This is a genomic window from Gordonia metallireducens, assembly GCF_021245825.1.
GTDB classification, from domain to species: domain Bacteria; phylum Actinomycetota; class Actinomycetes; order Mycobacteriales; family Mycobacteriaceae; genus Gordonia; species Gordonia namibiensis.
Genome location: NZ_JAJQJP010000010.1, coordinates 12,503 through 36,202, shown reverse-complemented (window position 1 = coordinate 36,202; position 23,700 = coordinate 12,503). Strand labels below are relative to the sequence as shown.

Genomic DNA, 23,700 nt, shown 5'->3' with positions numbered 1-23,700 from the left:
AAGCGAACACGTATGTCACTCAACGGAAAAACAGCGATCGTCACCGGCGCGGCACAAGGCATCGGTCAGGCCACGGCGATCCGTCTCGCCGCCGACGGCGCCCATGTCGTCGCCGCCGACATCCAGGACTGCGAGGTCACCCTCAAGGAAATCGCCGAGGCGGGCGGCTCCGCGGAAGCGGTCCGTCTCGACGTCCGCGTCGCCGACGACTGGTCGGCGGCGGTGGAGCAGATCACCGCCTCCCGCGGCTCGATCGACTGCCTGGCCAACGTGGCCGGCGTGGTCAACATGATCAGCGAGGACACCGTCGTCGGTCTCACCGAGGAAGCGTGGGACCTCGTCGTCGGCACCGACCTCAAGGGTGTGTGGCTCGGCATGCGGGCGGTCATCCCGGGCATGATCGAGAACGGCGGCGGCCGCATCGTGAACATCTCGTCGATGGCCGCGCTGCGGGGTCTGCCGAACCTGGCGTCGTACTCGGCGGCCAAGGGCGGCGTCGTGGGTCTGACGAAGCAGGCGGCCTACGAGTACGGACCGCAGAACATCCTCATCAACGCCATCGCACCGGGCACCATCGACACCCCGATCCTGGCCGACATCACCGAGGAGATGCGGCAGGCGAATGCCAACGCGCACATCGTGCGTCGGCTCGGGCGTCCGTCGGAGATCGCCTCGATGGTCGCCTACCTCATGCGTGAGGGCGACTTCCTGACCGGCGAGATCTACCCGGTCGACGGCGGCTGGGCCGCCAAGGGCAACTTCTGAGAGGAGCTCAGGCGCGCAGTTCGATGCCGTGAGCCGTCACGGCGTCGAGCAGCGCGGTCGGGCGATCGGCCGGCGGCACATCGTGCACCAGCGCAAAGGAACATCCGAGCGCGCGTGCACCGCCGTCGGCCTTCTCGCTGTCCCCGACCATGAGCACGTCGCCGGCCGGCACGCCGATCGGGCCGAGTGCGGCGCGGAAGATGCGCGGGTCGGGTTTGATGGCGCCGACCTCATAGGAAAGTGCATAGGCGTCGACGACGTGGTCGACGCCGTGCAGGGCAAGGACTTTGCGCAGGTCGAAGGCGATGTTGCTGACGATGCCGATCGGCACCCCGGCGTCGGCCAGACGCGTCAGCACCTCGACGGTGTCGGCGAACGGCACCCACGAGTCCGGGTCGAGGACCCGGTCGTAGAGCGCGTTGGCGTGACCGGCATCGCTCAAGCCGACCGTACGCAGCAGCGCGAGATACCCGACCCGATGCAGTTCCGGATCGAGATCCCTTCGCTCCCAAGCAGTCCGGTCGTCACCCTCGATCCCGTCGGGCAGACCGACCGGCGCGACCATGCGGCGGATGATGTCCGCCTGACGTGCCGGGGTGAACGACTCGCCCGCGTCGTCGAGGAGATCGACGAACCAGTCGTCGCGCGCCTCGAAGCGGAACAACGTGCCGGAGAAGTCGAAGAGGACCGCCCGCGCCGCGTTCGCCGTGTTCGCCTGACCCGCGGTCATGCGCCGGCAGCCGCGACGACGTCGGCGAGACCGCGGGCGACCGAGCCCGCCTGATCCGCCGTGCCGGCCTCCACCATGACGCGCACGAGTTGCTCGGTTCCGGAGGGGCGCAACAGAACTCGACCGGAGTCACCCAGTTCGGCCTCGGCGTCGGCCACGGCCTGCTTGACCGCCGGCGACTCCGCGACCGCATGCTTGTCGGCGACGCGGACGTTGATGAGTTCCTGCGGCAGCACCGTCACGATGCCGGCCAGGTCGGCCAGCCGCGCCGAGGTGGCCGCCATGCGGGCCATGATCATCAGGCCGGTGAGGATGCCGTCACCGGTGGTTCCCGAACCCGGGACCACGATGTGACCGGATTGCTCGCCGCCGAGGGAGTACCCACCGCGACGCAACTCCTCGACCACGTAGCGGTCGCCGACTGCGGTGGTGCGCACCGTGATCCCCGCCTCGCGCATCGCGATGTGCAGACCGAGGTTGCTCATGACGGTGGCAACCAGGACGTTCTCGTGCAGACGGCCCTTGTCGGCGAGCGACGTCGCCAGGATCGCCATGATGGCGTCGCCGTCGACGATCTCACCAGTGGAATCCACTGCCAGACAACGGTCGGCGTCGCCGTCGTGGGCGAGCCCGAGATCGGCGCCGTGCTCGAGAACGGCCGCCTGCAGCTTGTCCATGTGGGTCGAACCGCAGTCGGCGTTGATGTTCAGGCCGTCGGGATCGGCGTGGATCGTGATGACGGTGGCACCGGCGTCGGCGTAGGCCAGCGGCGCGAGCTCCGACGCGGCACCGTGTGCGCAGTCGACGACGACCGTCAGACCGTCGAGACGCTCGTCGATGGCCTGCGCCAGATGACGGCGGTAGCGGTCCCCGGCGTCCGGTGCGTCGAGGACACGACCGACCGCGGCACCGATGGGCCGGATGAACTCCTCGCCCATCGCCGCTTCGATGCGGTCCTCGATCTCGTCGTCGAGCTTGTGCCCGCCGGCGGAGAAGAACTTGATGCCGTTGTCGGGCATGGGATTGTGCGACGCGGAGATCATCACGCCGAAGTCGGCGCGGTAGTCCGCGGTCAGGAACGCGACCGCCGGGGTGGGCACGGTGCCGACCCGGATGGCGTCGACGCCGGTCGCGGCGAGTCCCGCGCACACGGCGGCTTCCAGCATCTCGCCGGAAGCACGCGGATCACGACCGACCACCGCGCGCGGACGGCGGGTCGAATCGTCGGAAATTTCTTCGAAAACGACCGCGGCGGCCGAGGCCAGGCGCAACGCGAGCTCGGGAGTGAGCTCGGCGTTGGCCAGGCCTCGGACGCCGTCGGTACCGAAAAGGCGTGCCAAGATCAGCGCTTGGAGTACTGCGACGCCTTGCGGGCCTTCTTCAGGCCGTACTTCTTGCGCTCGACCGCACGCGGGTCACGGGTGAGGTAGCCGGCCTTCTTGAGGGCGGGACGATCCTCCGGGGTGACCTCGATGAGGGCACGGGCGATGGCGAGACGCAGCGCGCCGGCCTGGCCCGAGGGGCCGCCACCGACGAGCTTGGCGAAGATGTCGAACGACTCGGTGCGCTCGACGAGAACCAGCGGAGCCTTGATCAGCTGCTGGTGCACCTTGTTGGGGAAGTACTCCTCCAAGGAGCGGCCGTTGAGCTTGAACTCACCGGTGCCCGGCATCAGGCGAACGCGGACGACGGCTTCCTTGCGGCGGCCGACGGTCTGGATCGGGCGGTCGATCACGATCGGCTCGCGGGTCTCCTCGACGGCCGGAGCGGCGTCGTAGTCATCAGCAGCAGCCTCGACGGCTTCCACGGCCTCGACGACCTCGACAGCTTCTTCGACGGCCTCGACGGCCTCGTTGATGTTCTCGTTGGTCACTGGGCCACCTGCTTGATCTCGAAGGGGACGGGGCGCTGGGCCGCGTGCGGATGATTCGGGCCTGCGTAGACCTTCAGCTTCGAGGCCATGGCGCGACCGAGCTTGTTCGAGGGCAGCATGCCCTTGACGGCCTTTTCGATGACGCGCTCGGGGAAGGTCTCGAGCAGCTCGGCGGTGGTGCGGGACTTCAGGCCACCGGGATGCCCCGAGTGGGTGTAGTTCAGCTTGCGCTCGGCCTTGTTGCTGGTCAGCGCAACCTTCTCCGCGTTGATGATGATGACGAAGTCACCACCGTCCATGTGCGGGGCGTAGGTCGGCTTGTGCTTGCCGCGGAGCAGGTTCGCGGTCTGCACGGCCAGCCGGCCGAGCACCACGTCGGTGGCGTCGATGACGTGCCACGTACGCGTGATGTCACCGGCCTTCGGGGTGTAGGTAGGCACAGTTGGTCCTCAACTCTTGTCTTTAGGGTGCTGGTCGGGTGCGCGGCGGAGGATGTTCCCGGCGACCAGTGGGGACCCGGGCCTCTTCTGCCTGTACACACGCGTGTGCGACAGGCGCCGAGCACCAGCGATCCAGGTTACGCGACCGTGCAGGTCAGGGTCAAAACGCCCACGGAGCTCACTCCACCCGGACCGAGCGGACGGCCCGGGCGCATTCGTCGTCGAGCGACTCGGCGGCCGTCCCCGCCTGACAGCCGATGGACACCTGCAGCCCGTCGTCGACGATGACATACCAGCGGATGGGGCTGCCCGAGGCCGGCGCCTCCCGGTAGCTGATGACGTCGCGGCCGGCGTACCGGGTGTCGGCGGAGAACTCCGTGACGACGTCGTCGCCCCGCTGCTCGATCCGGTTGCGGAGACTGGTGGCGACCGACTGCGGGGTCGAGCCGTCGCGCAGTTCGGTCAGCACCGCGATGATCCGGCGGCCGTCGGCCTCGGAGACGAACACCGCGCGCCGCGTGGTCGGGTCGTCGGTGGTGTCCCCGGGTGTGTCCTGTCCGCTCTGCCGCCAGTCCCCGGGGACCGACAGCGTGGCGCGCCCGACCGCGACCTCGGAGGTCACCGGGGCCGGGTCGTCCCGCTGCCACCAGCCGACCGCGAACGCGCCGGCGACAACCATCACCGCCGCGGCCGCCGCACCGGCCAGCACCCGGCGACTGCGTCGGATCGACATGTCCGTCGCCGGCTCCGCGGGGTCGCCGGCCACCGGCACGGGTTCGTCGGCAGCACCTCCGGTCCGCCGGCCCAGGCGGACGACGAGGTCGCGGTCCACCGGCACGACGCGGCCGGCGATCGCGTGCTCGGCGATCAGGTCGACCGCCGCCGACACCTCCGCGGGGTCGTCGCCGTCGACGAAGACCGCCTCGACCGCGTCGTCGATGATCGAGAGGCCCACGGCCCCCTGCTCCGCCGGCTCGATCAGCCCGGAACGTTCGAGGAGCCAACCCTCGGGGTGCCGCCGCACGATCTGGACGTCCCACGCCGCCGGTCGCGGACGGGCCGGATCGGCGGGCGGGGTCGGGATGTGGGTGGTCTCCACGACGGCACAGCGCTGCACCGTGATGTCGGCGTGGCTGCGCGCGACGAGGACCGCGCGCGGGAGGAGCGTGAGCGGGGCACCGCCTCCCACGTCGGCCAACGACGACGCGCGCCGCGGCCCCCAGGTGCTCGGATGACCGACGACGAGCGGATTTTCGGGGTCGGGCGCGATCCCCAGGTCGGCGAAGGCCGTCCGCCAAGCCTGCCGCAAGTGGAGCCGGCGGCCGTCGGCCACGGCCGTCATCACGTCGACGGCGTCGAGGAGCGGGCGCAGGTCGAGTCCGGACTCCCGTGCGCCGGTCGCGGGTTCGAAGATCCGGGGTCGGCCGTACGCGAGGTCGACGACCACGGGACGGCCCCGGCTCACCCCGCTCACGCCCGCACCTGCCTCATCCGGCCCAGCTCGTCGTCAGTCCTCGGCCGGCACGAGCGCGACCTGGATCATCTCCTGCGGACGCACCCGGGAGACCAGCTCACCGCGACCGGGGACGAGCCGCTGCATGCGGCTGCGCCCGGTGATGAAGCCCTCGTCCCGGTCGCCGCTCATGAGCAGCATGTCCGACGACAGGTCCTTCAGCCGTGCGATCACCGGATCGAACATCGCCCGGCCGAGGCCGCCGGAGCGGCGGGCCAGGATGATGTGGAACCCGATGTCCCGCGCATGCGACGCGTACTCGATGACCGGCAGCAGCGGATTGCCCGCCGAGGTGGACACCATGTCGTAGTCGTCGACGACGAGGTAGACCTCCGGTTTGCCCTCCAGCCACGACCGCTCCCGCAGCTGCTGGACGGTCACGTCGTCCGGGGGCATGCAGTCCTTCAGGTACACCGCCAGCTGGTTCATCAGTGTCATCGCGTTGTCGTGCGAACTCGCGTAGCCCGCGAGGTGATCGCCGTCGACGATGCCGAGCATCGTGCGGCGGTAGTCGATGAAGGCGATCTTCACCTGCTCCGGGGTGCCGCCGGCGACGAGTCCACGAACGATCGCACGAAGCACGTTGGTCTTGCCGTGTTCGACGTCGGCGAAGACCATGAAGTGCGGCTGGGCGTTGAAATCGAGGACCACCGGTGCCAGCTCGAGTTCGCCGACACCGATCGCGACCTGGTTGAGCGACAACGAGACCCCGGCCGCGGCGAGCCCGTTCCGGACCGCCGCCATCTCGATCTCGGTGCTGAGCTTGCGCACCGGCATCGCCGATCGGCCCCGGTACGCGGCGGCCAGCTTCTCCGCCGAGGCCGCGACGCCGGCGGGCAACGACTCCGCGCTGCTGACCGCGTCCAGCCGCGGCAGCGCGATGAGCATGTGCAGTTCCTCCGCGGTGAGACCGCGGCCGGGACGGTTCTGCGGGACACCCGCAGCGGCGCGACGGCCCATCTCCGAATCCGTCGGGTCGCCGAGGCGCAGTTCGATGCGCGTGCCCAGAAGGTCGCGGACCGCCGGACGGATCTCGGCCCACCGCGACGCACTGACGATGACGTGGACGCCGAAGGACAGACCCTGGGAGACGATCGTGGTGATCTGCTCCTCCAGCGACTCCAGTTCGGAACGCAGCACACCGATCCCGTCGAGCACGAAGAAGACGTCGCCGAAGCGCTCGCCGGCCAGCGGATCGTCGGGCGCGACGGTCCCGGTGGCGAACCAGGCCGCCCGCCGGGCCCGGTAGTCGCGCATCGACTCGACGCCCAGGCGGGCGAACAACAGCTCGCGCGCCCGGATGATCGCCCCGACCTCGGCCACGGTACGACGGACGGCGTCCATGTCGCCGCGGGATGCCACCGAACCCACGTGCGGGAGTCCGGCGAGACCGGCGAGGCTGCCGCCACCGAAGTCCAGGCAGTAGAACTGCACCTGTTCCGGGGTGTGCGTGGCGGCCGCGGTCATGATGATCGTGCGCAGGGTCGTCGACTTACCCGACTGAGGTCCGCCGACCACGGCGACGCTGCCGGCCGCGCCGGACAGGTCGATGACGAGCGGGTCGCGCCGCTGGTCGTAGGGACGGTCCACCCAGCCGATCGGCAACACGAGGTTGCCGGGGACCGCCGGCTTGGTCCAGTCACGCGCACCGACCAGCGTTTCCACCGTCGGCGAATCCTCCAGCGGGTCCAGCCACACCCGGTGCGCCGGCGGACCGGCGTCCTCCATGCGGCCGATGATGGTCTGCATCAGCGTCGGCACCGACACCGAGGTCGGTTCGAAGTCGGCCGGGTCGTCGGGAGCCGCCGCGTCGAGCGCCGGGGGCTCCTCGTCGAGCAGGCTCGCCGCCTGATCCAACAGCGACCGCGGCGAACCCTCGTCGAGCGGAACCGGAAGTGCGGTGAAGACCTTGAGGTTTCCCAGTCGCGGGGAGCCCGGCGCCACGGAATCCGCGGCGTCCTCGGCCACGGTCGGCGAGTAGTACGGGCCGGAGACGTAGGAGGTGTTGAAGCGGACCGGATCATCCGAGTCACACTTCAGGTACGCCGAGCCGGGCACGCTGGGCAGGTGGTAGGCGTCGGGGACACCGAGCACCGACCGGGACTCGTTGGCGGAGAAGGTCTTCAGACCGATGCGATACGACAGATGGGAGTCGAGGCCGCGGAGCTTGCCCTCCTCCAGACGCTGCGAGGCCAGCAACAGGTGGATGTGCAACGAACGGCCCAGACGGCCGATCGCCACGAACAGCTCGGCGAAATCCGGCTTCTGCGACAGGAGTTCGGAGAACTCGTCGACGACGATGAACAGCGCGGGCAGCGGCTCGAGACGCACACCCGAGGCCCGGGCACGCTCGTAGTCGGCAACGTTGGCGTAGTTGCCCGCCGCCCGCAGGACCTCCTGGCGACGGTGCATCTCACCCGACAGCGCATCCTTCATGCGGTCGACCATCGACAGTTCCTGCTCGAGGTTGGTGATGATCGCCGCGACGTGCGGTGCGGACTCGAGGCCGAGGAACGTCGCGCCACCCTTGAAGTCGACGAGGACCAGGTTCAGCTCGGTCGGCGAATGCGTCGCCAGCATGGCGAGGACGAGGGTTCGCAGGAACTCGGACTTGCCCGAACCGGTCGCACCGATACACAGACCGTGCGGTCCCATGCCGCCGTGCGCGCTCTCCTTGATGTCGAGTTCGACGGGCGCACCGCTCGGCGTGTAGCCGATCGGCACCCGCAGCCGTTCGCGTCCGGTGCGTCCGCGCCAGGCGGTGGCCGGGTCGAACCGGGCGGCGTCGTCGATGCCGAGGAGTGCGGGCAGGCCCGGGTCGGTGGACGTCGCCTCGGACTCCAGGTTGGCCAGGGTCGCCGCGGTCGCCAGGCGGTACCGGGCCATGCGGCGGGCGATCGCCTCCGCCTCGGCGATGGTCAGCGAGTCCATGTCGGCGAACTCCTCGACGCCCGCGGCACTCCGCGCCGACACCTTGCCGCCGCGCACCACGAGCTGCAGGCCGCGCCGGACCGCGAGGCCGTCCGGCGGTGCGGTCAGGTCGAGGACCGTGACCCCCTCCATACCGGCCGAGCTGAGGACGCGTTCGTCGCCGGCCACGTAGCCGTCGTCGATGATCACGACCAGGTGGGCACGGTTCCCGCTCGGCGGGGCGGACCGGCTGAACCGGCCGCGCTCGAGAAGGTCTGCGGCCAGCGCGTTCTCGAGATCGGCCAGCGTCGGATAGATCATCCGCATCGGGCCGATCCCGTCGCGCAGCGTCGGATGCCCCACGTGCGGAAGCCATTTCGCCCAGTCCCAGGCCTCGCCGGCCGGGTCGCCGGTGACGATGCCGATGTGGAGATGGTCGGGACCGTGGAAGGCGCACAGCTCGAGGATCATCGAGCGGACGAGCTCGCGGGTCTCCTGCCGTGCGCCCTCGATGTTGATCGCCGGGAAGCCGCGCAGCGAGATGGACCGGGGCAGGCTGTAGACCGCGGAATGGGTGCGTACGAACCGGCGCAGCGCGACCATCGACACCGGTTCGATGTCCTCGAGGGGGCCGGTCTCCGGCGGCATCAGACGGGTGGCCAGGCGCTGGACGCCGACGCCCACCCGCACGTGGGCGAAATCGTTGTCGGCGGGGCGCCGCTCCCACATGCGCCGGCTGCCGACGACGTCGAGCAGGGCGTGCGGGTCGGGATGGCTCCAGGTGCGGGCGGCGCGCTGGTTCTCGACGGTGTCGAAGACCTGGCCGCGCAGCTGACCGAGGTAACGGAAGTAGTCCTTGCGCTCCTCGTTGAGTTCCGCGGCGCGCTTGCCGCCGCTGCGTCCGCCGGCGGCAAACATGCCGAACATCGACATGAGCATCATCAGCGGGAACATCATGAACAGCGGATTGGTCAGGATGTTGCGGCCGCCGGTGACCATCATCAGCGCGATCATGCCGACGACGGCGACGATCATGACCACGGGCAGCAGCTTGACGAGCAGATTGCCGGGCACCACGCGAGGCACGTCAGGCGGCGCCTGGATGTTGACCTCGCCCCCGGGCATGCGCGGCGGCGTGATGCGTGGACGACGCACGAACCCCTCGGTGGTCGTGACCACTCGATCCCCCCTGACACCTTCGAGCTGTGCATCCCCTCGCGGGCGAACCCGCTGAAGTTGGCTATGTTAGCTGCTGAACCCTGGGGGAGGATTGACCTGTATGTCACCTGTGGACGGATTCGCACCGGGACACCCGACGACCACCGCGGACGGCACCGGCGGTGACCGGCAGCGCTCGGACATCTCGGTCGAGCCACAGCTCGTACGCGTGTCGGTGCTGGGCGGCAACACCCAGCTCGACGTCGGCCTGCCCGCCGGCATCCCGATCGCCGGGCTCATCGGCGATCTCGTCGCACAGATCGAGTCGCGCAACCCCAACCGACACGACCCGGACGATCCCGACGCCGATTCCCGCGGCCGCGGCCGTCCGCACGACCGGCAGAACCGCTGGACGCTGGCCCTGGTCGGCCAGGAACCGCTCCCCCTGCACCGTTCGCTGTCGGAGTCGGGCATCCGTGACGGTGATCTCCTCCTCCTGACCTCCACCCGCACCGGCGAGTCACCCGTCCTCTTCGACGACGTGGTCGATGCCGTTGCGCGGCTGAACGAATCGCAGTTCGTGGGCTGGACCGCGGCCTCGGCGCGATACGTGGGATACGCGCTGGCCCTCCTCGCGGCGGTCGCTGCCGGGGCGGGGCTGGCCGCGAGCCGGATCGACAGCGGCGCACTGTGGCTCGCGGGAGGGTCCGGGCTCGCGGTGATCGGACTCGTCACCGCGGCGACGATCGTCGCGCGCTACTACCGCGACCAACTCACCTCGACGATCCTGTCCGTCTGTGCGGCGCCGATGGCGTTCGTGACCGGCATGATCCTCACCCCCGGTTCCTACGGTGCCGCGCATCTGACACTCGGATTCGCCCTCACCCTGGTCACCGCCGTCATCACCTACCGGATGACCGCGGTCGGCGCGACCGCCCACAGCGCGGTGACCAGCGCCGCCCTCGTCGGCGCGCTCGGCTGCGGTGCGCGTCTGCTCCTCGACGCCGACATCTCCGATGTCGCGGCCGTGGTGGCGGCGGTGGGACTGCTGCTGATCGGCCTCTCCCCGCGACTGACGATCCTGCTCGCCAAACTTCCGCTGCCGCCGGTGCCCACCGCCGGAGCGGCAATCGACGTCAAGGACATCGAGCCGCAGCCGTCCATCGAGGGCATCGGCGCGATCGGGGCCACGGCACTACCGAAGGCCGATGCGCTGGAACGACGCTCGTACATCGCCAACGCGTACCTGACGGGCATCGTCGGCGGCCTCACCGCCGTCGTGGCGATCGCGGCGGTGCTCACCGCCGCTCCCCTCGCCGGCTTCGAGTGGAAGAACGCCGCCTACGCCGCGATCATTGGCGTGGTCCTCTGCCTGCGCGGCCGCTCCCACAGCGACCTCTTCCAGGCGGCGATCCTCATCATCGGCGGTTCGCTCGTGGTGCTCACGCTGCTGGTGGGCCTGGCGTTCGGGGACGGCCGGTGGCCGATCATCTCCTTCGCGCTGGGTGGCGTCGTCCTCGTCGCCGCACTCGTCTTCGGAGTCGTTGCGCCACATCAGGACTTCTCCCCGGTGATGCGCCGCTGGGCGGAGATCGGCGAGTACATCCTCGTCGCGCTCATCGTCCCGCTGCTGCTGTGGTTGCTCGATCTGTACCGGATCGTCCGGGACATCTGATGTCCCGGGCCACACTCCGGGTGGCGATGCCCATCGCGCTGACGCTGACCGCGACCCTGCTCGGGCTGACCTCCTCCCCCGCCGCCGCGGTGACCCCGCCGCGCGTCGACTCCTCGGCACTGATCCGTTCGGCGCCGGTCGCACCGCCGGAACCGACCGAGCAGAGCCATCTCTGCAATACCGCAATCCTGACCCGCACCACCGCGAAACCCACTGCCGCACAATCGATGATGAACCTCGAAGAGGCTTGGCGCTTCAGCCGCGGCGCCGGGCAGCGGGTGGCCGTCATCGACACCGGCGTCACGCCACACCCACGACTGGGCCGCGTCACCGCGGGCGGCGACTATGTCTCCGGCGGCACCGGGCTCGAGGACTGCGACGCCCACGGCACGCTCGTCGCCGGGATCATCGCCGCACGCCCGAGCAGCACCGACGCCTTCGCCGGAGTCGCACCCGCGGCGTCGATCATCGGAATCCGCCAGTCCAGCAGTGCATTCAAGGCGAAGAACAACCGTCGCGATGACGATTCCGCGCCGTCCGTGGGCTCCGGATTCGGATCCGTTCGCACACTGGCACACGCGATCGTCCGCGCGGTCGACCTGCGCGCCACGGTCATCAACATCTCCGAGGTCGCGTGCGCGTCGTCGGCCGCCAAGGTCGACGACCGCGCTCTCGGGGCCGCGATCCGGTACGCCTACGAGCGCGACGTCGTCGTGGTGGCGGCGGCCGGCAACGTCACCCGGGACGGCGCCTGCCGATCACAGAACCCGGCGCCGGCAGCGGGCGATCCCGCGGACTGGGGTTCGGTCACCACCATCGCGAGTCCCGCGTGGTACTCGCCCTATGTCCTCACCGTCGGCTCGGTCGACGCCGCGAGCGGCGCGCCGAGCGATTTCAGCCTGCACGGGCCGTGGGTCGGGGTCGCCGCGCCAGGAACCGACATCGTGAGTCTCGACAGCGCCAAGGGATCGGGCCGACTGGTGTCGGCACAGCGCAGCGAGGAAGGTCCACTGCCGCTGATCGGGACGAGTTTCGCCGCGCCCTACGTCGCCGGCACCGCAGCGCTCGTCCGGGCACGGTTCCCCGAACTGAGCGCCCGGGAGGTGATGGATCGGATCGTCGCGACCGCCCACGCCCCGGGGACCGGTCACGACCAGCGGATCGGCCACGGCGTCGTCGACCCGGTCGCGGCACTCACCGCGGAGCTACCCGCAGCGGAGAAGGCCCGGCCGCAATCGGCCCCGATCGCCGCCCCCGCGCCGCCGACGCCGCCGGATCACACCGCACGCAACGTCGCGATCGCCGGAGCAGGGATCAGTGCCGCGGTCATCGCCGCGGTCCTGGCCATCGCACTTCCCCACCGCCGGGTCCGCAAACTCGATCCCGACGAGTTCTGACCGGCGACGATCAGGTCAGCTGCTGGAGCGTGCGGGACGCAGCTCGCGCGGCAGCGCGAAGGTCAGGGTCTCGTTGGCGGTGTTGACCGTCTCCACCGTGCCGTAGCCACGCTCGGCGAGGTAGTCGAGCACACCGCGGACAAGGACCTCGGGCACCGATGCACCGGAGGTGACGCCGACGGTGTTCACACCCTCGAGCCAGGTCTCGTCGATCTCACGGGCGTAGTCGACCAGGTGACCCGCCCGGGCGCCGGCCTGCAGGGCGACCTCGACCAGACGGACCGAGTTCGACGAGTTCTGCGAGCCGACCACGATGACCAGGTCGCATTCGGGCGCCATCGCCTTCACGGCGACCTGACGGTTCTGGGTGGCATAGCAGATGTCGTCGCTGGGCGGATCGTTGAGCAGCGGGAACTTCTCCCGCAGGCGACGCACCGTCTCCATGGTCTCGTCGACCGACAGCGTGGTCTGCGACAGCCAGACCAACTTGGACTCGTCACGCACGGTCACCGAGTCGACGCTGTCCGGGCCGTCGACGAGTTGGATGTGCCGAGGCGCCTCACCGGCCGTCCCCTCGACCTCTTCGTGGCCCTCGTGACCGATCAGCAGGATGTCGTAGTCGTCCCGTGCGAACCGCTTGGCCTCCTGGTGCACCTTCGTGACCAGCGGGCAGGTCGCGTCGATGGTCCGCAGCTTCCGTTCCGCGGCGGACGCGTGGACCTGCGGCGACACACCGTGGGCGGAGAACACGACGATCGCGCCCTCGGGCACCTCGTCGGTCTCCCCCACGAAGATCGCGCCGCGATCGGCCAGGGTCTCGACCACGTGCCGGTTGTGCACGATCTCCTTGCGGACGTAGACGGGAGCGCCGTGCTTGTCGAGGGCGCGCTCGACCGTCTCCACCGCGCGGTCGACACCCGCGCAGTAACCGCGGGGTTCGGCGAGCAGGACACGCTTCGTCTCAGACATGTCTCCCAGGGTACGGGTTACAGACGGGTGCCCATTGATGGCAGAGTGTTGGCATGGATCGCGCACCCTACCCGGCCCGTATCGCCGCAGGTCTGATCGTCACCGCCCTCGAGGAGACGCGCAAGCTTCCCGCGCTGCTCGTCACCCTCCCGATGACAGCGGTCAGCCAGACCCTGCAGGCAGGCATGCGGGCGCAGCAGAACATCGCCGAACTCGCCATCAAGGGCGACGCCGCCCTGGGGATGCTCTTCGACAAGCCCAGCGAGCAGCCCGAATGGGCCCGCTTCGACGAGGACGACGAGACCCCGGAACCCGGCTACGACGCCCACGCCGGTGACGTACCGATCGAGAAGCCCACCAGCATCGTCGACGAGGTCGAAGCAGCCGCCGCCGGCAACGATCCTGGTGACCAGCCCGGCGAGGCCGTGAAGTCCACCACGACCGCGACGGTGACCAACGCCACGAAGACGAGCGGGGCCACCAAGTCGACCGCGACAAGCGGGGCCACGGAGGTCGACGCGGAGGCCTCCGACGCCGACCTGGCCGCGCCGCCGCGCGCCGACGCCGGCCGCTTCGCGCTGTACAGCTCCGCACCCGAGGAGGTCGTGGACGCCGCGGAGAAGAAGCCGACGGCACCCAAGGCCAAGCCGAAGAACGGGGCCACACCCGAGATCGTCGTCCTCATCGACTACGACACGCTGACGCTGGCACAGCTGCGCGCGCGTCTGCGGACGGTCGGCACCGAGGACCTCGAGACCCTCGTCGACTACGAGAAGGCCAACCGTGGCCGCGCACCGTTCGTGACGATGCTCGAGAACCGGATCGCCTCGCAGAACAAGCGCTCCACCGAGGCGTGAGCGGGACCTCGCCGAACTCGGCCGAGAATCCGTGGCCGGTACGCACGGTCAACACCAAGATCGCCGACTGGATTCACCGGTTGGGTCAGATCTGGGTGGAGGGTCAGGTCACCCAGATCAACCGGCGCCCCGGTACCCGCACGGCGTTCCTCACCCTGCGGGACCCGGCCGCCGACATCTCCATCTCGGTGACGTGTAGCCCGGATCTGTTGGCGCGCACCGAGGTTCCGCTGACCGACGGCAGTCAGGTCGTCGTCCTGGGCCGGCCGAGCTACTTCACCGGCCGGGGCACGGTGTCGCTGCGGGTCAGCGACATCCGGCCCGTCGGCGTCGGCGAACTGCTGCTGCGGATCGAACGCCTCCGGCAGTTGCTCGCCGCCGAGGGACTGTTCGACCCCCGGCTGAAACGTCCGCTGCCGTTCCTGCCGCGCTCGATCGGGCTGATCAGCGGGCGGGCCAGCGCCGCGCAGCGCGACGTCGTCAGCGTCGCGACCGATCGGTGGTCGGCGGTCCGCTTCGACGTCCGAGAGGCCCCCGTCCAGGGCCCCACGGCGGTGGCACGCATCCTCACCCACCTCGCCGACCTCGACGCGCATCCCGACATCGAGGTGATCATCATCGCCCGCGGCGGAGGCAGCGTCGAGGATCTGCTGCCGTTCTCCGACGAGGCGTTGTTGCGCGCGGTGTCCCGTTGTCGCACACCGGTGGTCAGCGCCATCGGTCACGAGCCCGACAACCCGCTGCTCGACCTCGTCGCCGATCTGCGCGCGGCGACCCCGACCGACGCCGCCAAACGGGTGGTGCCCGACGTCGAGGCCGAACTCGCCGGGATCGACGACCTCCGCCGGCGCAGTGCACAGGCATTGCGCAACTGGGTCCGTCGCGAGACCGGGGTCATCGAAGGACTGCGACGACGCCCGGTCCTCGCCCGGCCCGGTGTGATCGTCGACCAGGAGTCCGCGAACGTGGCCGAGCTGGTGCGCGCGCTGCGGCGCGACGTCCGGCGCCACGTCGACACCGAGGACCGCCGTCACGAGCATCTCGCGGCCCGGCTGTCGACGCTGGGCCCGGCCCAGACCCTTGCGCGCGGTTACGCCGTGGTGCAACGCACCGACACCGACGTGACCCACGTCGTGAACACACTCGACGACCTGCCCGTGGGGGCCGAACTACGTATCCGGGTCGCCGACGGCGCGGCGCGCGCCACCGTCACCGCGACCGAGGCACCCACCACTTCCCCTGAGGACGAAGGAGATTCGTGAGCACCGACAGTGACGACACCGGCGAGGAGTACACGCCGGTTGCCGAACTCGGCTACGAGGAGGCGCGCGACGAGCTCGCCGACATCGTCAGCACGCTCGAGCACGGCGGCCTCGATCTCGACACCTCGCTGGCCCTGTGGGAGCGAGGCGAGGCACTCGCGACGCGCTGCGAGGAACACCTCCGCGGAGCGCGCGAACGCATCGAGACCGTGATCGCGCAGAAGAACTCGGCCGACGAGGACGACGACTAGCCGCTTCCCGAGGGCCCTTTCCAGCGTTCAGGCGTCGAGCGGCTGCTGCCTCGCCACCGACGCCGCGATCGTCTCGATGTCGGCGTCGGGTCCGCGCGACAGCACACCCACACGCACGTTGCCGAAGTCGGTGATCCAGAACTTCTTGCCCTCGGCGGTCTCGTAGGTCACCCACTGCCGGCCGCCCGCCTCGCGGGTACCGGTCGCGCCGATGTCGCCGTACTTCGTCTCGCCGCCACCGAGGTACGGGACCAGCAGGTCCTCCGACGCGTCGGTCTGACTCAGCTGCACGTAGGCGCCGCTCGCGCTGAGCCAGCCGACGGTGCTGACCCGATGCCCCTCGATCGCGTCCGACGAGCCGGAGTTCGGCTTCCATCCCTCCGGGGTCGGCGGGCGGCGGATCGGGAACGGCATCTGTCGGGCGTCGGCGTCCAATGCGGTGACCACGTCGAACGCGGGCACCTTGCTGTCCGCCGGGTCCTGATTCAGTCCGACCGAGCAATTCCCCGACGCGATCGCCACCAACGCAATCAGCGCGAGCAGCGGCACCAACGACCAGAACATGTCCTTGCCGTTGATGAGAATGCGCGGTTTGTCTGCCATGAGGGCGAGTATCCCACCACCAGGGTCAGTCACCGAACGGCCGGTGTGACATGCAAGGATGGTCCCTGAGATCACCGCCACACCCACGGATCCCACGGGCTGCGACCCACCGGGTTCCGGGCCACACCTGAGGAGCCGAAGACGATGACAGCCAGCAGCCACCAAGCACCCGATCGCAACCTCGCGATGGAACTGGTCCGCGTGACCGAGTCGGCTGCACTCGCTGCCGGACGCTGGGTTGGTCGCGGCGACAAGAACGGCGGCGACGGCGCGGCGGTCGACGCGATGCGTCAGCTCCTCTCCACGGTGTCGATGCGCGGCGTCGTCGTCATCGGCGAGGGCGAGAAGGACGAAGCCCCGATGCTGTACAACGGCGAAGAGGTCGGCAACGGGCAAGGACCCGACTGCGACGTCGCGGTCGACCCCATCGACGGCACCACCCTGATGGCCGAGGGCCGCCCCAACTCGATCTCTGTGATCGCGGTCAGCGAGCGCGGCACCATGTACGACCCGTCGGCCGTGTTCTACATGGACAAGATCGCCGTCGGCCCCGATGCCAAGGGCGCCATCAACATCAACGAGTCGGTCGAGTGGAACATCAACTCGGTCGCCAAGGCCAAGGGCATCGACGTCGCCGACCTGACCGTCATCGTCCTCGACCGGCCCCGTCACGCCGACCTCATCGCCGACATCCGCAAAGCCGGCGCCAAGATCCGCCTCATCTCCGACGGCGACGTCGCCGGCGCCGTGGCGGCCGCCGACGACTACTCGACCGTCGACATGCTGATGGGTGTCGGTGGCACCCCCGAGGGCATCATCACCGCCGTCGCGATGAAGTGCATGGGCGGCGAGATCCAGGGCAAGCTGTGGCCCCGCAACGAGGAAGAGCGTCAGAAGGCGCTCGACGCCGGTCACGACCTCGACCGGGTCCTCACCAACGACATCCTGGTCAGCGGCGAGAACGCCTTCTTCTGCGCGACCGGCGTCACCAACGGCGACATGCTGCGCGGCGTCACCTACCGCCCCAACGGCGCGACGACCCGTTCGCTGGTGATGCGCTCGAAGTCCGGCACCGTCCGCCGCATCGAGGCCGTCCACAAGCCGGCCAAGCTCCGCGAGTACGCCAACATCGACCTCTGATCCACCCGAGCAGCGCGGCCCCACGCCGGGACCATGACCGTGATGCACCTCACGAGTCCGGTCACCTCTGGCGTGGGGCCGTTCTACTGGGGCGATACGATCCGGTGCGTGAGTAAACCTGCCTCAGCCCCCGAGTTTCTCTACTCTGATCTGCTCCCCATCGGCGCCGACGAGACCCCGTACCGACTGATCACCACCGAGGGCGTCTCGACGTTCGAAGCCGGCGGACAGACCTTCCTCAAGGTGGAGCCGGAGGCGATCCGCAAACTCACCGCGGAGGCGATGCACGACATCAGCCACTACCTGCGCCCCGCCCACCTCGCGCAGCTCCGCAAGATCATCGACGACCCCGAGGCGTCGGGCAACGACCGCTTCGTCGCACTCGACCTGCTCAAGAACGTCAACATCTCCGCCGGCGGCGTGCTGCCGATGTGCCAGGACACCGGCACCGCGATCGTGATGGGCAAGAAGAGCGAGGGCGTGCTGACCGGCACCGACGACGCCGAGGCGATCTCGAAGGGTGTCTACGACGCCTACACCCAGCTCAACCTGCGCTACTCGCAACTGGCGCCGCTGACGACGTACGAGGAGAAGAACACCGGCTCCAACCTGCCTGCCCAGGTGGAGATCTACGCCACCGAGCAGGGGCCCAAGGGGCCGGAGTACAAGTTCCTGTTCATGGCCAAGGGCGGCGGTTCGGCCAACAAGTCCTTCCTGTTCCAGGAGACCAAGGCCATCCTGAACCCGAAGTCGATCCTCAAGTTCCTCGACGAGAAGATCCGCTCGCTGGGTACCGCGGCGTGCCCGCCGTACCACCTCGCCGTCGTGATCGGTGGCACCTCGGCCGAGTTCGCCCTGAAGACCGCCAAGTACGCCTCGGCGCACTACCTCGACAACCTCCCGACGCAGGGTTCGATGTCGGCCCACGGTTTCCGCGACCTCGAACTCGAGGACGAGGTCTTCAAGCTGACCCAGTCCTTCGGCATCGGCGCCCAGTTCGGCGGCAAGTACTTCTGCCACGACGTCCGCGTCGTCCGTCTGCCGCGTCACGGCGCGTCGTGCCCGGTGGCCATCGCGGTGTCGTGCTCGGCCGACCGCCAGGCCCTCGGCAAGATCACCGCCGACGGCGTGTTCCTCGAGCAGCTCGAGACCGACCCGGCCAAGTACATGCCGGCTGCCGGCGTGGCCGAGGACATCTCGGGCGGCGAGGTGGTCGAGGTCGATCTCAACCGCCCGATGTCGGAGATCCTGGCCCAACTGTCGCAGTACCCCGTGAAGACTCGCCTGTCGCTGACCGGCCCGTTGGTGGTGGCCCGCGACATCGCGCACGCCAAGATCAAGGAACGCCTCGACGCCGGCGAGCCGATGCCCGATTACCTGCGCGATCACCCGGTCTATTACGCCGGCCCGGCCAAGACCCCGGAGGGCATGGCGTCGGGTTCGTTCGGTCCCACCACCGCGGGCCGCATGGACTCCTACGTCGAGCAGTTCCAGGCCGCGGGCGGCTCGATGGTCATGCTCGCGAAGGGCAACCGGTCCAAGCAGGTCACCGAGGCCTGCAACTCTCACGGCGGCTTCTACCTGGGCTCGATCGGCGGCCCGGCAGCCCGCCTCGCGCTCGACTGCATCAAGAGCCAGGAGATTATCGAGTACCCCGAATTGGGTATGGAAGCGGTGTGGAAGATCGAGGTCGAGAATTTCCCGGCCTTCATCGTTGTTGACGACAAGGGCAACGACTTTTTCACCGACCCGAGTGGGGCCGTCAACGTCCCGCTGAGCGGCATAAGGATCCGATCGAAGGAGTAGTACACCTATGACCCAGGCACAGGGCAAGCAGGAATACCGCACCGAGCACGACACGATGGGCGAGGTGCAGGTCCCCATCGATGCTCTGTGGCGCGCCCAGACCCAGCGAGCGGTGGAGAACTTCCCCATCAGCCACCGCCCGCTGGAACGGACGCAGATCCGCGCGATGGGCCTGCTGAAGGCGGCCTGTGCCACGGTCAACAAGGAACTGGGGCTCCTCGACGCCGAGCGGGCCGACGCGATCATCGCGGCGGCCACCGAGATCGCCGACGGCAAGCACGACGACCAGTTCCCGATCGACGTCTTCCAGACCGGGTCGGGCACGAGTTCGAACATGAACACCAACGAGGTCATCGCCTCGATCGCCAAGGCCAACGGCATCGACGTGCATCCCAACGACCACGTCAACATGTCGCAGTCGTCGAACGACACCTTCCCCACCGCCACCCATGTCGCGGCGACGGAGGCAGTCGTCACCGATCTGGTCCCGGCTCTCGACCATCTCCGGGAAGCCTTGGCGGACAAGGCAACCGAGTGGCGTGAGGTCGTCAAGAGCGGCCGTACGCACCTGATGGACGCGGTGCCGGTGACCCTCGGCCAGGAATTCGCGGGGTATGCACGGCAGGTCGAGGCGGGCATCGAGCGGGTCACCGCGACCCTGCCGCGGGTCGGCGAGCTGCCGATCGGCGGCACCGCGGTGGGCACCGGGCTCAACGCCCCCGACGGGTTCGGCACCAAGGTGGTCGCCGAACTGGTGCGCCGCACCGGCGTCGACGAACTCTCCCTCGCCAAGGACAACTTCGAGGCGCAGGCCGCACGCGACGGCCTCGTCGAACTGTCCGGGCAGCTGAAGACGATCGCGGTGTCGCTCACCAAGATCGCCAACGACGTCCGGTGGATGGGTTCGGGACCGCTGACCGGCCTGGGCGAGATCCTGCTCCCCGACCTCCAGCCGGGCAGCTCGATCATGCCGGGCAAGGTCAATCCCGTTCTGCCCGAAGCGGTCACGCAGGTCGCCGCGCAGGTCGTCGGCAACGATGCGGCGGTCACGTGGGGCGGCGGCAACGGCGCCTTCGAGCTCAACGTCTACATCCCGATGATGGCCCGCAACGTGCTCGAGTCACTCAAGTTGCTGGCCAACGTGTCCCGTCTGTTCGCCGACCGCTGCATCTCCGGCCTGCAGGCCAACGTCGACCGTCTGCGGACCCTCGCCGAGAGCTCCCCGTCGATCGTCACGCCGCTCAACAGCGCGATCGGTTATGAAGAGGCCGCCTCCGTCGCCAAGCAGGCCCTCAAGGAGGGCAAGACGATCCGGCAGACGGTCATCGATCGCGGCCTCGTGGGCGACAAGCTCAGTGAGGACGAGCTCGACGCGCGTCTCGATGTGCTCAAGATGGCCAACCTCGACCGCGAACGCTGAGTACCGTCTGGTCATGACCTCACTGGAGCCCTTCCCCACGGACTGGCAGACAGCACTCGTCCTCGTCGCCCATCCCGACGACCCGGAGTACGGCATGGCCGCCGCGGTCGCGCGGTGGACCGGCGAGGGCAGGCGTGTCGTCTACGCGCTCGCCTCCAGCGGCGAACGCGGGATCGAGGGCATGACCCCGGCCGAGTGCGGTCCCCTCCGAGAGGCCGAACAGCGCGCCTCGGCGAAGATCGTCGGCGTCGACGAGGTGGAGTTCTGGGGCTTCCCAGACAGCGACATCCGCAACACCCCCGAACTGCGCGCGAAGATCACCGAAACCGTCGAACGCATTGCGCCACAGGTCATCCTGTCGCTCTACGGCGGGCCTGAGTGGGCGCCGGGCCAGCCGAACCAACGCGACCACATGGAGTTCGCCGCCGCAGTACTCGAGGCCTATGACGCCTTGTCCCGGTCGGGTTCCGGCGAGGTTCCGGCATGGCTGTTCGAGAACGGGCCCGCCGCCACTCACGCGGTCGACGTCGACGCACAGTTCGAGGTGGCCGTCCGCTCCCTCGCCGCGCACGATCGCTACCTGTCGGTCCTCGACCCGGACACGCCCGTCCTCGATCAGGCCCGCGCCCAGATCGACCGGGCGACCGCACCTCGAGACGGCGCCGACGGCGTGCGGGTCGCCGGGTTCGAGCTCAAACGGACTCGCTGACCGGCCGCGACACCGGAGAGGTCCCGACGTTGGCCCCGTCGATTTGTGACCTTCGGCCCCTCCCGGACACGCTCTCGACACGAGAAGGTGTGGGGGTCAGTCTCTCGCACCACCCGGGAGAGTCCCTCCGAGAAAGTCGGGAGGTGACCGGTCATCACGCTCACCGGTGTACTCGTCGTATTCCTCGCAGCCTTCGCGGTCTGCGCCCTCATCGGGCTGTCCATCTGGCTCATCGTGCTTTTCGGCCTCCTGTCGGGAGTGCAGGCCGTGGCATGGGTGACCGAGCAGACCTCGGCCTGGCGACTGCCGGCCGAACCCGACACCGGTCGGTGAACCTGTCCCATCTCGACGCGGCGTCCCGCTAGAGCGGCACCGACCACCGCACGGACAGTCCCCGGCCCGAGGCGGGCGTGCTCAACGCGAAGGTCCCGCCCAGACGTTCCGCGCGGTCTCGTAGGTTCTTCAGCCCGCTGGGCGTCACGTCCTCGGGGAGACCGATGCCGTCGTCGGTGACCTCCACGGCCAGCTCATCGCCGACCGAGATCGCCACCGTCACCGTCGTCGCGTCCGCGTATCGGACCGCGTTGCTCAGGGCCTCGCGCACCACCGCGACCACCTGGTCGGAGAGGCGCGGCGAGACGATCGACAGCGGGCCCGCCATCCGCACATGGGTCTGGAGAGGCAGGTCGTCGACCTGCTCGTCGATCGCCTCCTGCACCCTCTGGCGGAGTCGGGTCGTCTCGGTATCGTCTGCCTGCAGGTCGAAGATCGTCGTCCGCACGTCCTGCACGATGTCCTGCAGGTTGTTGATGGACCGGGTCAGCCGCGCCCTGATCTCGGGTGACTGGGTGCGTTGCAGCGTCGCCTGCAGGGTGAGTCCCTCGGCGAAGATCCGCTGGATCACATGGTCGTGCAGATCGCGTGCGATCCGTTCTCGGTCCTCCAGGACCCGCAACTCGTGAGCCTGGATGGTCGCGCCGGCCAATTGCAGCGCCAGGGCCCCCTGGTCGGCGAAGTTCGCGCTCAAGCTCAGCAGGTCCTCCGCGAACCCGTCGCGACCCTTGGACCGCACCGCGATCAGCACGCCGCGGGTCGATTCCGCCGTCCGCAGCGGCGCCACCATCACCGGGCCGCCGCGACTGGACGAATCCCCGGAGATGTCGTATTCGAGCTGCTCGCGGAGCACCGGCCTCCGTCGGACGAAGGCGTCACCCGAGGTCGACCCCTTGATGGGCACGGATCGTCCGCGGAAGAACTCGGCGTCGACCCCTTCGGCGACCGTGACGACGAGTTCGTCGACCGATTCCGGCGGCACCTCGTGGTCGTGGGGTTCAGCGATGCAGACCAGGTCGGCGTCGGCCAGCGTGAGGACCTTGCGGGCGATCGATTCGAGGACGTCCTGCTGATCGGCCCCGGTCAACAGCTCCGCGATCACGTCGCGATTCGCCTCGATCCAGGCGAGCTGGGTCTGCGCCTGTTCGTACAGCCGGGCGTTCTCGATCGCGATACCTGCCGCCGACGCCAGTGCCTGGATGACGAGTTCGTCGTCCTCGGTGAACAGGGCACCGTTCTTCTTCTCCGTGAGGTACAGGTTTCCGAAGATCTCGTCGCGCACCCGGATCGGGGCGCCCAGGAAGCTCGTCATCGGCGGGTGGTTCGGCGGGAATCCCACCGACGCGGGATGCTCGGACAGGTCGGTGAGCCGTAACACCCGGGGGGCGTCGATGAGCTGCCCCAGCACGCCGCGGCCTGTCGGCAGGTGCCCTATCTCGGCGCGGACGTCCTCGCCGATGCCCTGCGCCAGAAAGGCCGACAGGTCGTGTCCGCTGCCGAGGACGCCGACCGCCCCGTACTCGGCGTCGACCAATCGTGTGCCCGCAGACACGATGGCCTCGAGCGTGGTTTCCAGATCGAGATCGGAACTGACCATCAGCATGGCCTCGAGCAGACCGTCGATGCGGTCACGAACATCGGCGATCTGCGTTATCCGGTCGCGGACCTCATCGAGGAGCTCACGTAATCGCATCTGCGACAACTCATTCTGCACCTCAAAAGACCCCACACCGCGTTCCCGGGATTCGCGGACCATATTTCGAATGATATACCCTCCGCTTCGTTAAGTATTGGGTTGACCAATTCTCGCCAGATAGTCTGAAAGCCCTCGAATCATCCTCCCCGCAAAGCAATTCGGATTTCCGTGACCTCGTTTTCCCCGTTGAATC

Annotated in this window: 19 protein-coding genes; 10 read left to right on the top strand and 9 right to left on the bottom strand. The window is 69.0% G+C overall.

The features are described from left to right. Nucleotides 1-12 precede the first annotated feature (12 nt). Entirely contained in the window at nt 13-765 is a 753-nt protein-coding gene (locus LQD00_RS02820) for an SDR family NAD(P)-dependent oxidoreductase (RefSeq protein WP_232715580.1), read from the top strand. Between the two features lie 7 nt (nt 766-772). Here LQD00_RS02820 and LQD00_RS02815 read toward each other — a convergent pair whose 3' ends face one another. The 6 genes from LQD00_RS02815 to eccCa all read right to left on the bottom strand — a co-directional run bounded on the left by LQD00_RS02815 (nt 773) and on the right by eccCa (nt 9,410). Beyond that, on the bottom strand, nt 773-1,495 hold the full coding sequence (locus tag LQD00_RS02815) for an HAD family hydrolase (protein WP_232715579.1): 723 nt from the start codon (nt 1,493-1,495) through the stop codon (nt 773-775). Next, a complete protein-coding gene (gene glmM, locus LQD00_RS02810; RefSeq protein WP_232715578.1) occupies nt 1,492-2,835 on the bottom strand; it encodes a phosphoglucosamine mutase in 1,344 nt (447 codons plus the stop codon). The genes LQD00_RS02815 and glmM overlap by 4 nt, the downstream gene beginning before the upstream one ends. Before the next feature lie 2 nt (nt 2,836-2,837). Further along, nucleotides 2,838-3,368, bottom strand: coding sequence for a 30S ribosomal protein S9 (rpsI, locus tag LQD00_RS02805; RefSeq protein WP_232715577.1), 531 nt, complete (start codon nt 3,366-3,368; stop codon nt 2,838-2,840). Further along, nucleotides 3,365-3,808: a 50S ribosomal protein L13 gene (rplM, locus tag LQD00_RS02800; protein ID WP_005195808.1), complete on the bottom strand. Its 444-nt coding sequence runs from the start codon at nt 3,806-3,808 to the stop codon at nt 3,365-3,367. The genes rpsI and rplM overlap by 4 nt, the downstream gene beginning before the upstream one ends. A 178-nt stretch (nt 3,809-3,986) precedes the next feature. Continuing rightward, nucleotides 3,987-5,282 carry a type VII secretion-associated protein gene (locus LQD00_RS02795; protein WP_232715576.1) on the bottom strand — a complete coding sequence of 432 codons (1,296 nt, stop codon included), beginning with the start codon at nt 5,280-5,282 and terminating at the stop codon, nt 3,987-3,989. 33 nt (nt 5,283-5,315) lie between these two features. Then, the gene (gene eccCa / locus LQD00_RS02790; RefSeq protein ID WP_232715575.1) at nt 5,316-9,410 is read right to left on the bottom strand and encodes a type VII secretion protein EccCa; all 4,095 of its coding nucleotides are present in this window, start codon (nt 9,408-9,410) and stop codon (nt 5,316-5,318) included. A 100-nt stretch (nt 9,411-9,510) separates the two neighbouring features. On the opposite strand from eccCa, the gene eccD reads away from it, so the two are divergent. Next, nucleotides 9,511-11,064 carry a type VII secretion integral membrane protein EccD gene (gene eccD, locus LQD00_RS02785; protein WP_232715574.1) on the top strand — a complete coding sequence of 518 codons (1,554 nt, stop codon included), beginning with the start codon at nt 9,511-9,513 and terminating at the stop codon, nt 11,062-11,064. After that, nucleotides 11,064-12,461 (top strand): type VII secretion-associated serine protease mycosin, encoded by a 1,398-nt coding sequence (gene mycP / locus LQD00_RS02780; protein ID WP_232715573.1) that lies wholly within the window; start codon nt 11,064-11,066, stop codon nt 12,459-12,461. Before eccD ends, mycP begins: the two co-directional genes overlap by 1 nt. 15 nt (nt 12,462-12,476) lie before the next feature. On the opposite strand, the gene LQD00_RS02775 is transcribed toward mycP, so the two are convergent. Beyond that, the gene (locus tag LQD00_RS02775) at nt 12,477-13,430 is read right to left on the bottom strand and encodes a 4-hydroxy-3-methylbut-2-enyl diphosphate reductase (RefSeq protein WP_143932748.1); all 954 of its coding nucleotides are present in this window, start codon (nt 13,428-13,430) and stop codon (nt 12,477-12,479) included. A 53-nt stretch (nt 13,431-13,483) separates the two neighbouring features. Between LQD00_RS02775 and LQD00_RS02770 the strand changes: the two genes are divergently transcribed. Genes LQD00_RS02770 through LQD00_RS02760 form a run of 3 tightly spaced genes read left to right on the top strand, consistent with a single transcriptional unit; the run spans nt 13,484 to nt 15,800 of the window. Further along, a complete protein-coding gene (locus tag LQD00_RS02770; RefSeq protein ID WP_232715572.1) occupies nt 13,484-14,287 on the top strand; it encodes a lipid droplet-associated protein in 804 nt (267 codons plus the stop codon). Further along, on the top strand, nt 14,284-15,549 hold the full coding sequence (gene xseA, locus LQD00_RS02765; protein ID WP_006866029.1) for an exodeoxyribonuclease VII large subunit: 1,266 nt from the start codon (nt 14,284-14,286) through the stop codon (nt 15,547-15,549). The genes LQD00_RS02770 and xseA overlap by 4 nt, the downstream gene beginning before the upstream one ends. Continuing rightward, a complete protein-coding gene (locus tag LQD00_RS02760) occupies nt 15,546-15,800 on the top strand; it encodes an exodeoxyribonuclease VII small subunit (RefSeq protein ID WP_006866030.1) in 255 nt (84 codons plus the stop codon). The genes xseA and LQD00_RS02760 overlap by 4 nt, the downstream gene beginning before the upstream one ends. 27 nt (nt 15,801-15,827) lie before the next feature. Here the strand turns inward: LQD00_RS02760 and LQD00_RS02755 are convergent, their stop codons facing one another. Next, nucleotides 15,828-16,403, bottom strand: coding sequence for a DUF4245 domain-containing protein (locus LQD00_RS02755; RefSeq protein ID WP_232715571.1), 576 nt, complete (start codon nt 16,401-16,403; stop codon nt 15,828-15,830). Between the two features lie 144 nt (nt 16,404-16,547). On the opposite strand from LQD00_RS02755, the gene glpX reads away from it, so the two are divergent. From glpX to LQD00_RS02735, 4 genes are all read left to right on the top strand, one after another. Continuing rightward, entirely contained in the window at nt 16,548-17,543 is a 996-nt protein-coding gene (glpX, locus tag LQD00_RS02750; protein WP_232715570.1) for a class II fructose-bisphosphatase, read from the top strand. A gap of 108 nt (nt 17,544-17,651) precedes the next feature. Next, on the top strand, nt 17,652-19,349 hold the full coding sequence (locus LQD00_RS02745) for a fumarate hydratase (protein WP_232715569.1): 1,698 nt from the start codon (nt 17,652-17,654) through the stop codon (nt 19,347-19,349). A gap of 7 nt (nt 19,350-19,356) precedes the next feature. Beyond that, nucleotides 19,357-20,769, top strand: coding sequence for a class II fumarate hydratase (locus tag LQD00_RS02740; RefSeq protein ID WP_232715568.1), 1,413 nt, complete (start codon nt 19,357-19,359; stop codon nt 20,767-20,769). Between the two features lie 13 nt (nt 20,770-20,782). Then, nucleotides 20,783-21,478, top strand: coding sequence for a PIG-L deacetylase family protein (locus LQD00_RS02735; protein ID WP_232715567.1), 696 nt, complete (start codon nt 20,783-20,785; stop codon nt 21,476-21,478). 361 nt (nt 21,479-21,839) lie between these two features. Here the strand turns inward: LQD00_RS02735 and LQD00_RS02730 are convergent, their stop codons facing one another. Continuing rightward, complete coding sequence (locus tag LQD00_RS02730; protein ID WP_232715566.1) at nt 21,840-23,567, bottom strand: sensor histidine kinase; 1,728 nt, start codon at nt 23,565-23,567, stop codon at nt 21,840-21,842. Nucleotides 23,568-23,700: the final 133 nt, after the last annotated feature.

What these genes read in the sequence shown, in the direction of transcription:
- LQD00_RS02775 (WP_143932748.1), bottom strand. Translation starts at nt 13,430, where the DNA reads ATGTCTGAGACGAAGCGTGTCCTGCTCGCCGAACCCCGCGGTTACTGC.
- eccD (WP_232715574.1), top strand. Translation starts at nt 9,511, where the DNA reads ATGTCACCTGTGGACGGATTCGCACCGGGACACCCGACGACCACCGCG.
- LQD00_RS02820 (WP_232715580.1), top strand. Translation starts at nt 13, where the DNA reads ATGTCACTCAACGGAAAAACAGCGATCGTCACCGGCGCGGCACAAGGC.
- LQD00_RS02735 (WP_232715567.1), top strand. Translation starts at nt 20,783, where the DNA reads ATGACCTCACTGGAGCCCTTCCCCACGGACTGGCAGACAGCACTCGTC.
- LQD00_RS02755 (WP_232715571.1), bottom strand. Translation starts at nt 16,403, where the DNA reads ATGGCAGACAAACCGCGCATTCTCATCAACGGCAAGGACATGTTCTGG.
- LQD00_RS02730 (WP_232715566.1), bottom strand. Translation starts at nt 23,567, where the DNA reads ATGGTCCGCGAATCCCGGGAACGCGGTGTGGGGTCTTTTGAGGTGCAG.
- LQD00_RS02740 (WP_232715568.1), top strand. Translation starts at nt 19,357, where the DNA reads ATGACCCAGGCACAGGGCAAGCAGGAATACCGCACCGAGCACGACACG.
- glpX (WP_232715570.1), top strand. Translation starts at nt 16,548, where the DNA reads ATGACAGCCAGCAGCCACCAAGCACCCGATCGCAACCTCGCGATGGAA.
- LQD00_RS02770 (WP_232715572.1), top strand. Translation starts at nt 13,484, where the DNA reads ATGGATCGCGCACCCTACCCGGCCCGTATCGCCGCAGGTCTGATCGTC.
- LQD00_RS02815 (WP_232715579.1), bottom strand. Translation starts at nt 1,495, where the DNA reads ATGACCGCGGGTCAGGCGAACACGGCGAACGCGGCGCGGGCGGTCCTC.
- mycP (WP_232715573.1), top strand. Translation starts at nt 11,064, where the DNA reads ATGTCCCGGGCCACACTCCGGGTGGCGATGCCCATCGCGCTGACGCTG.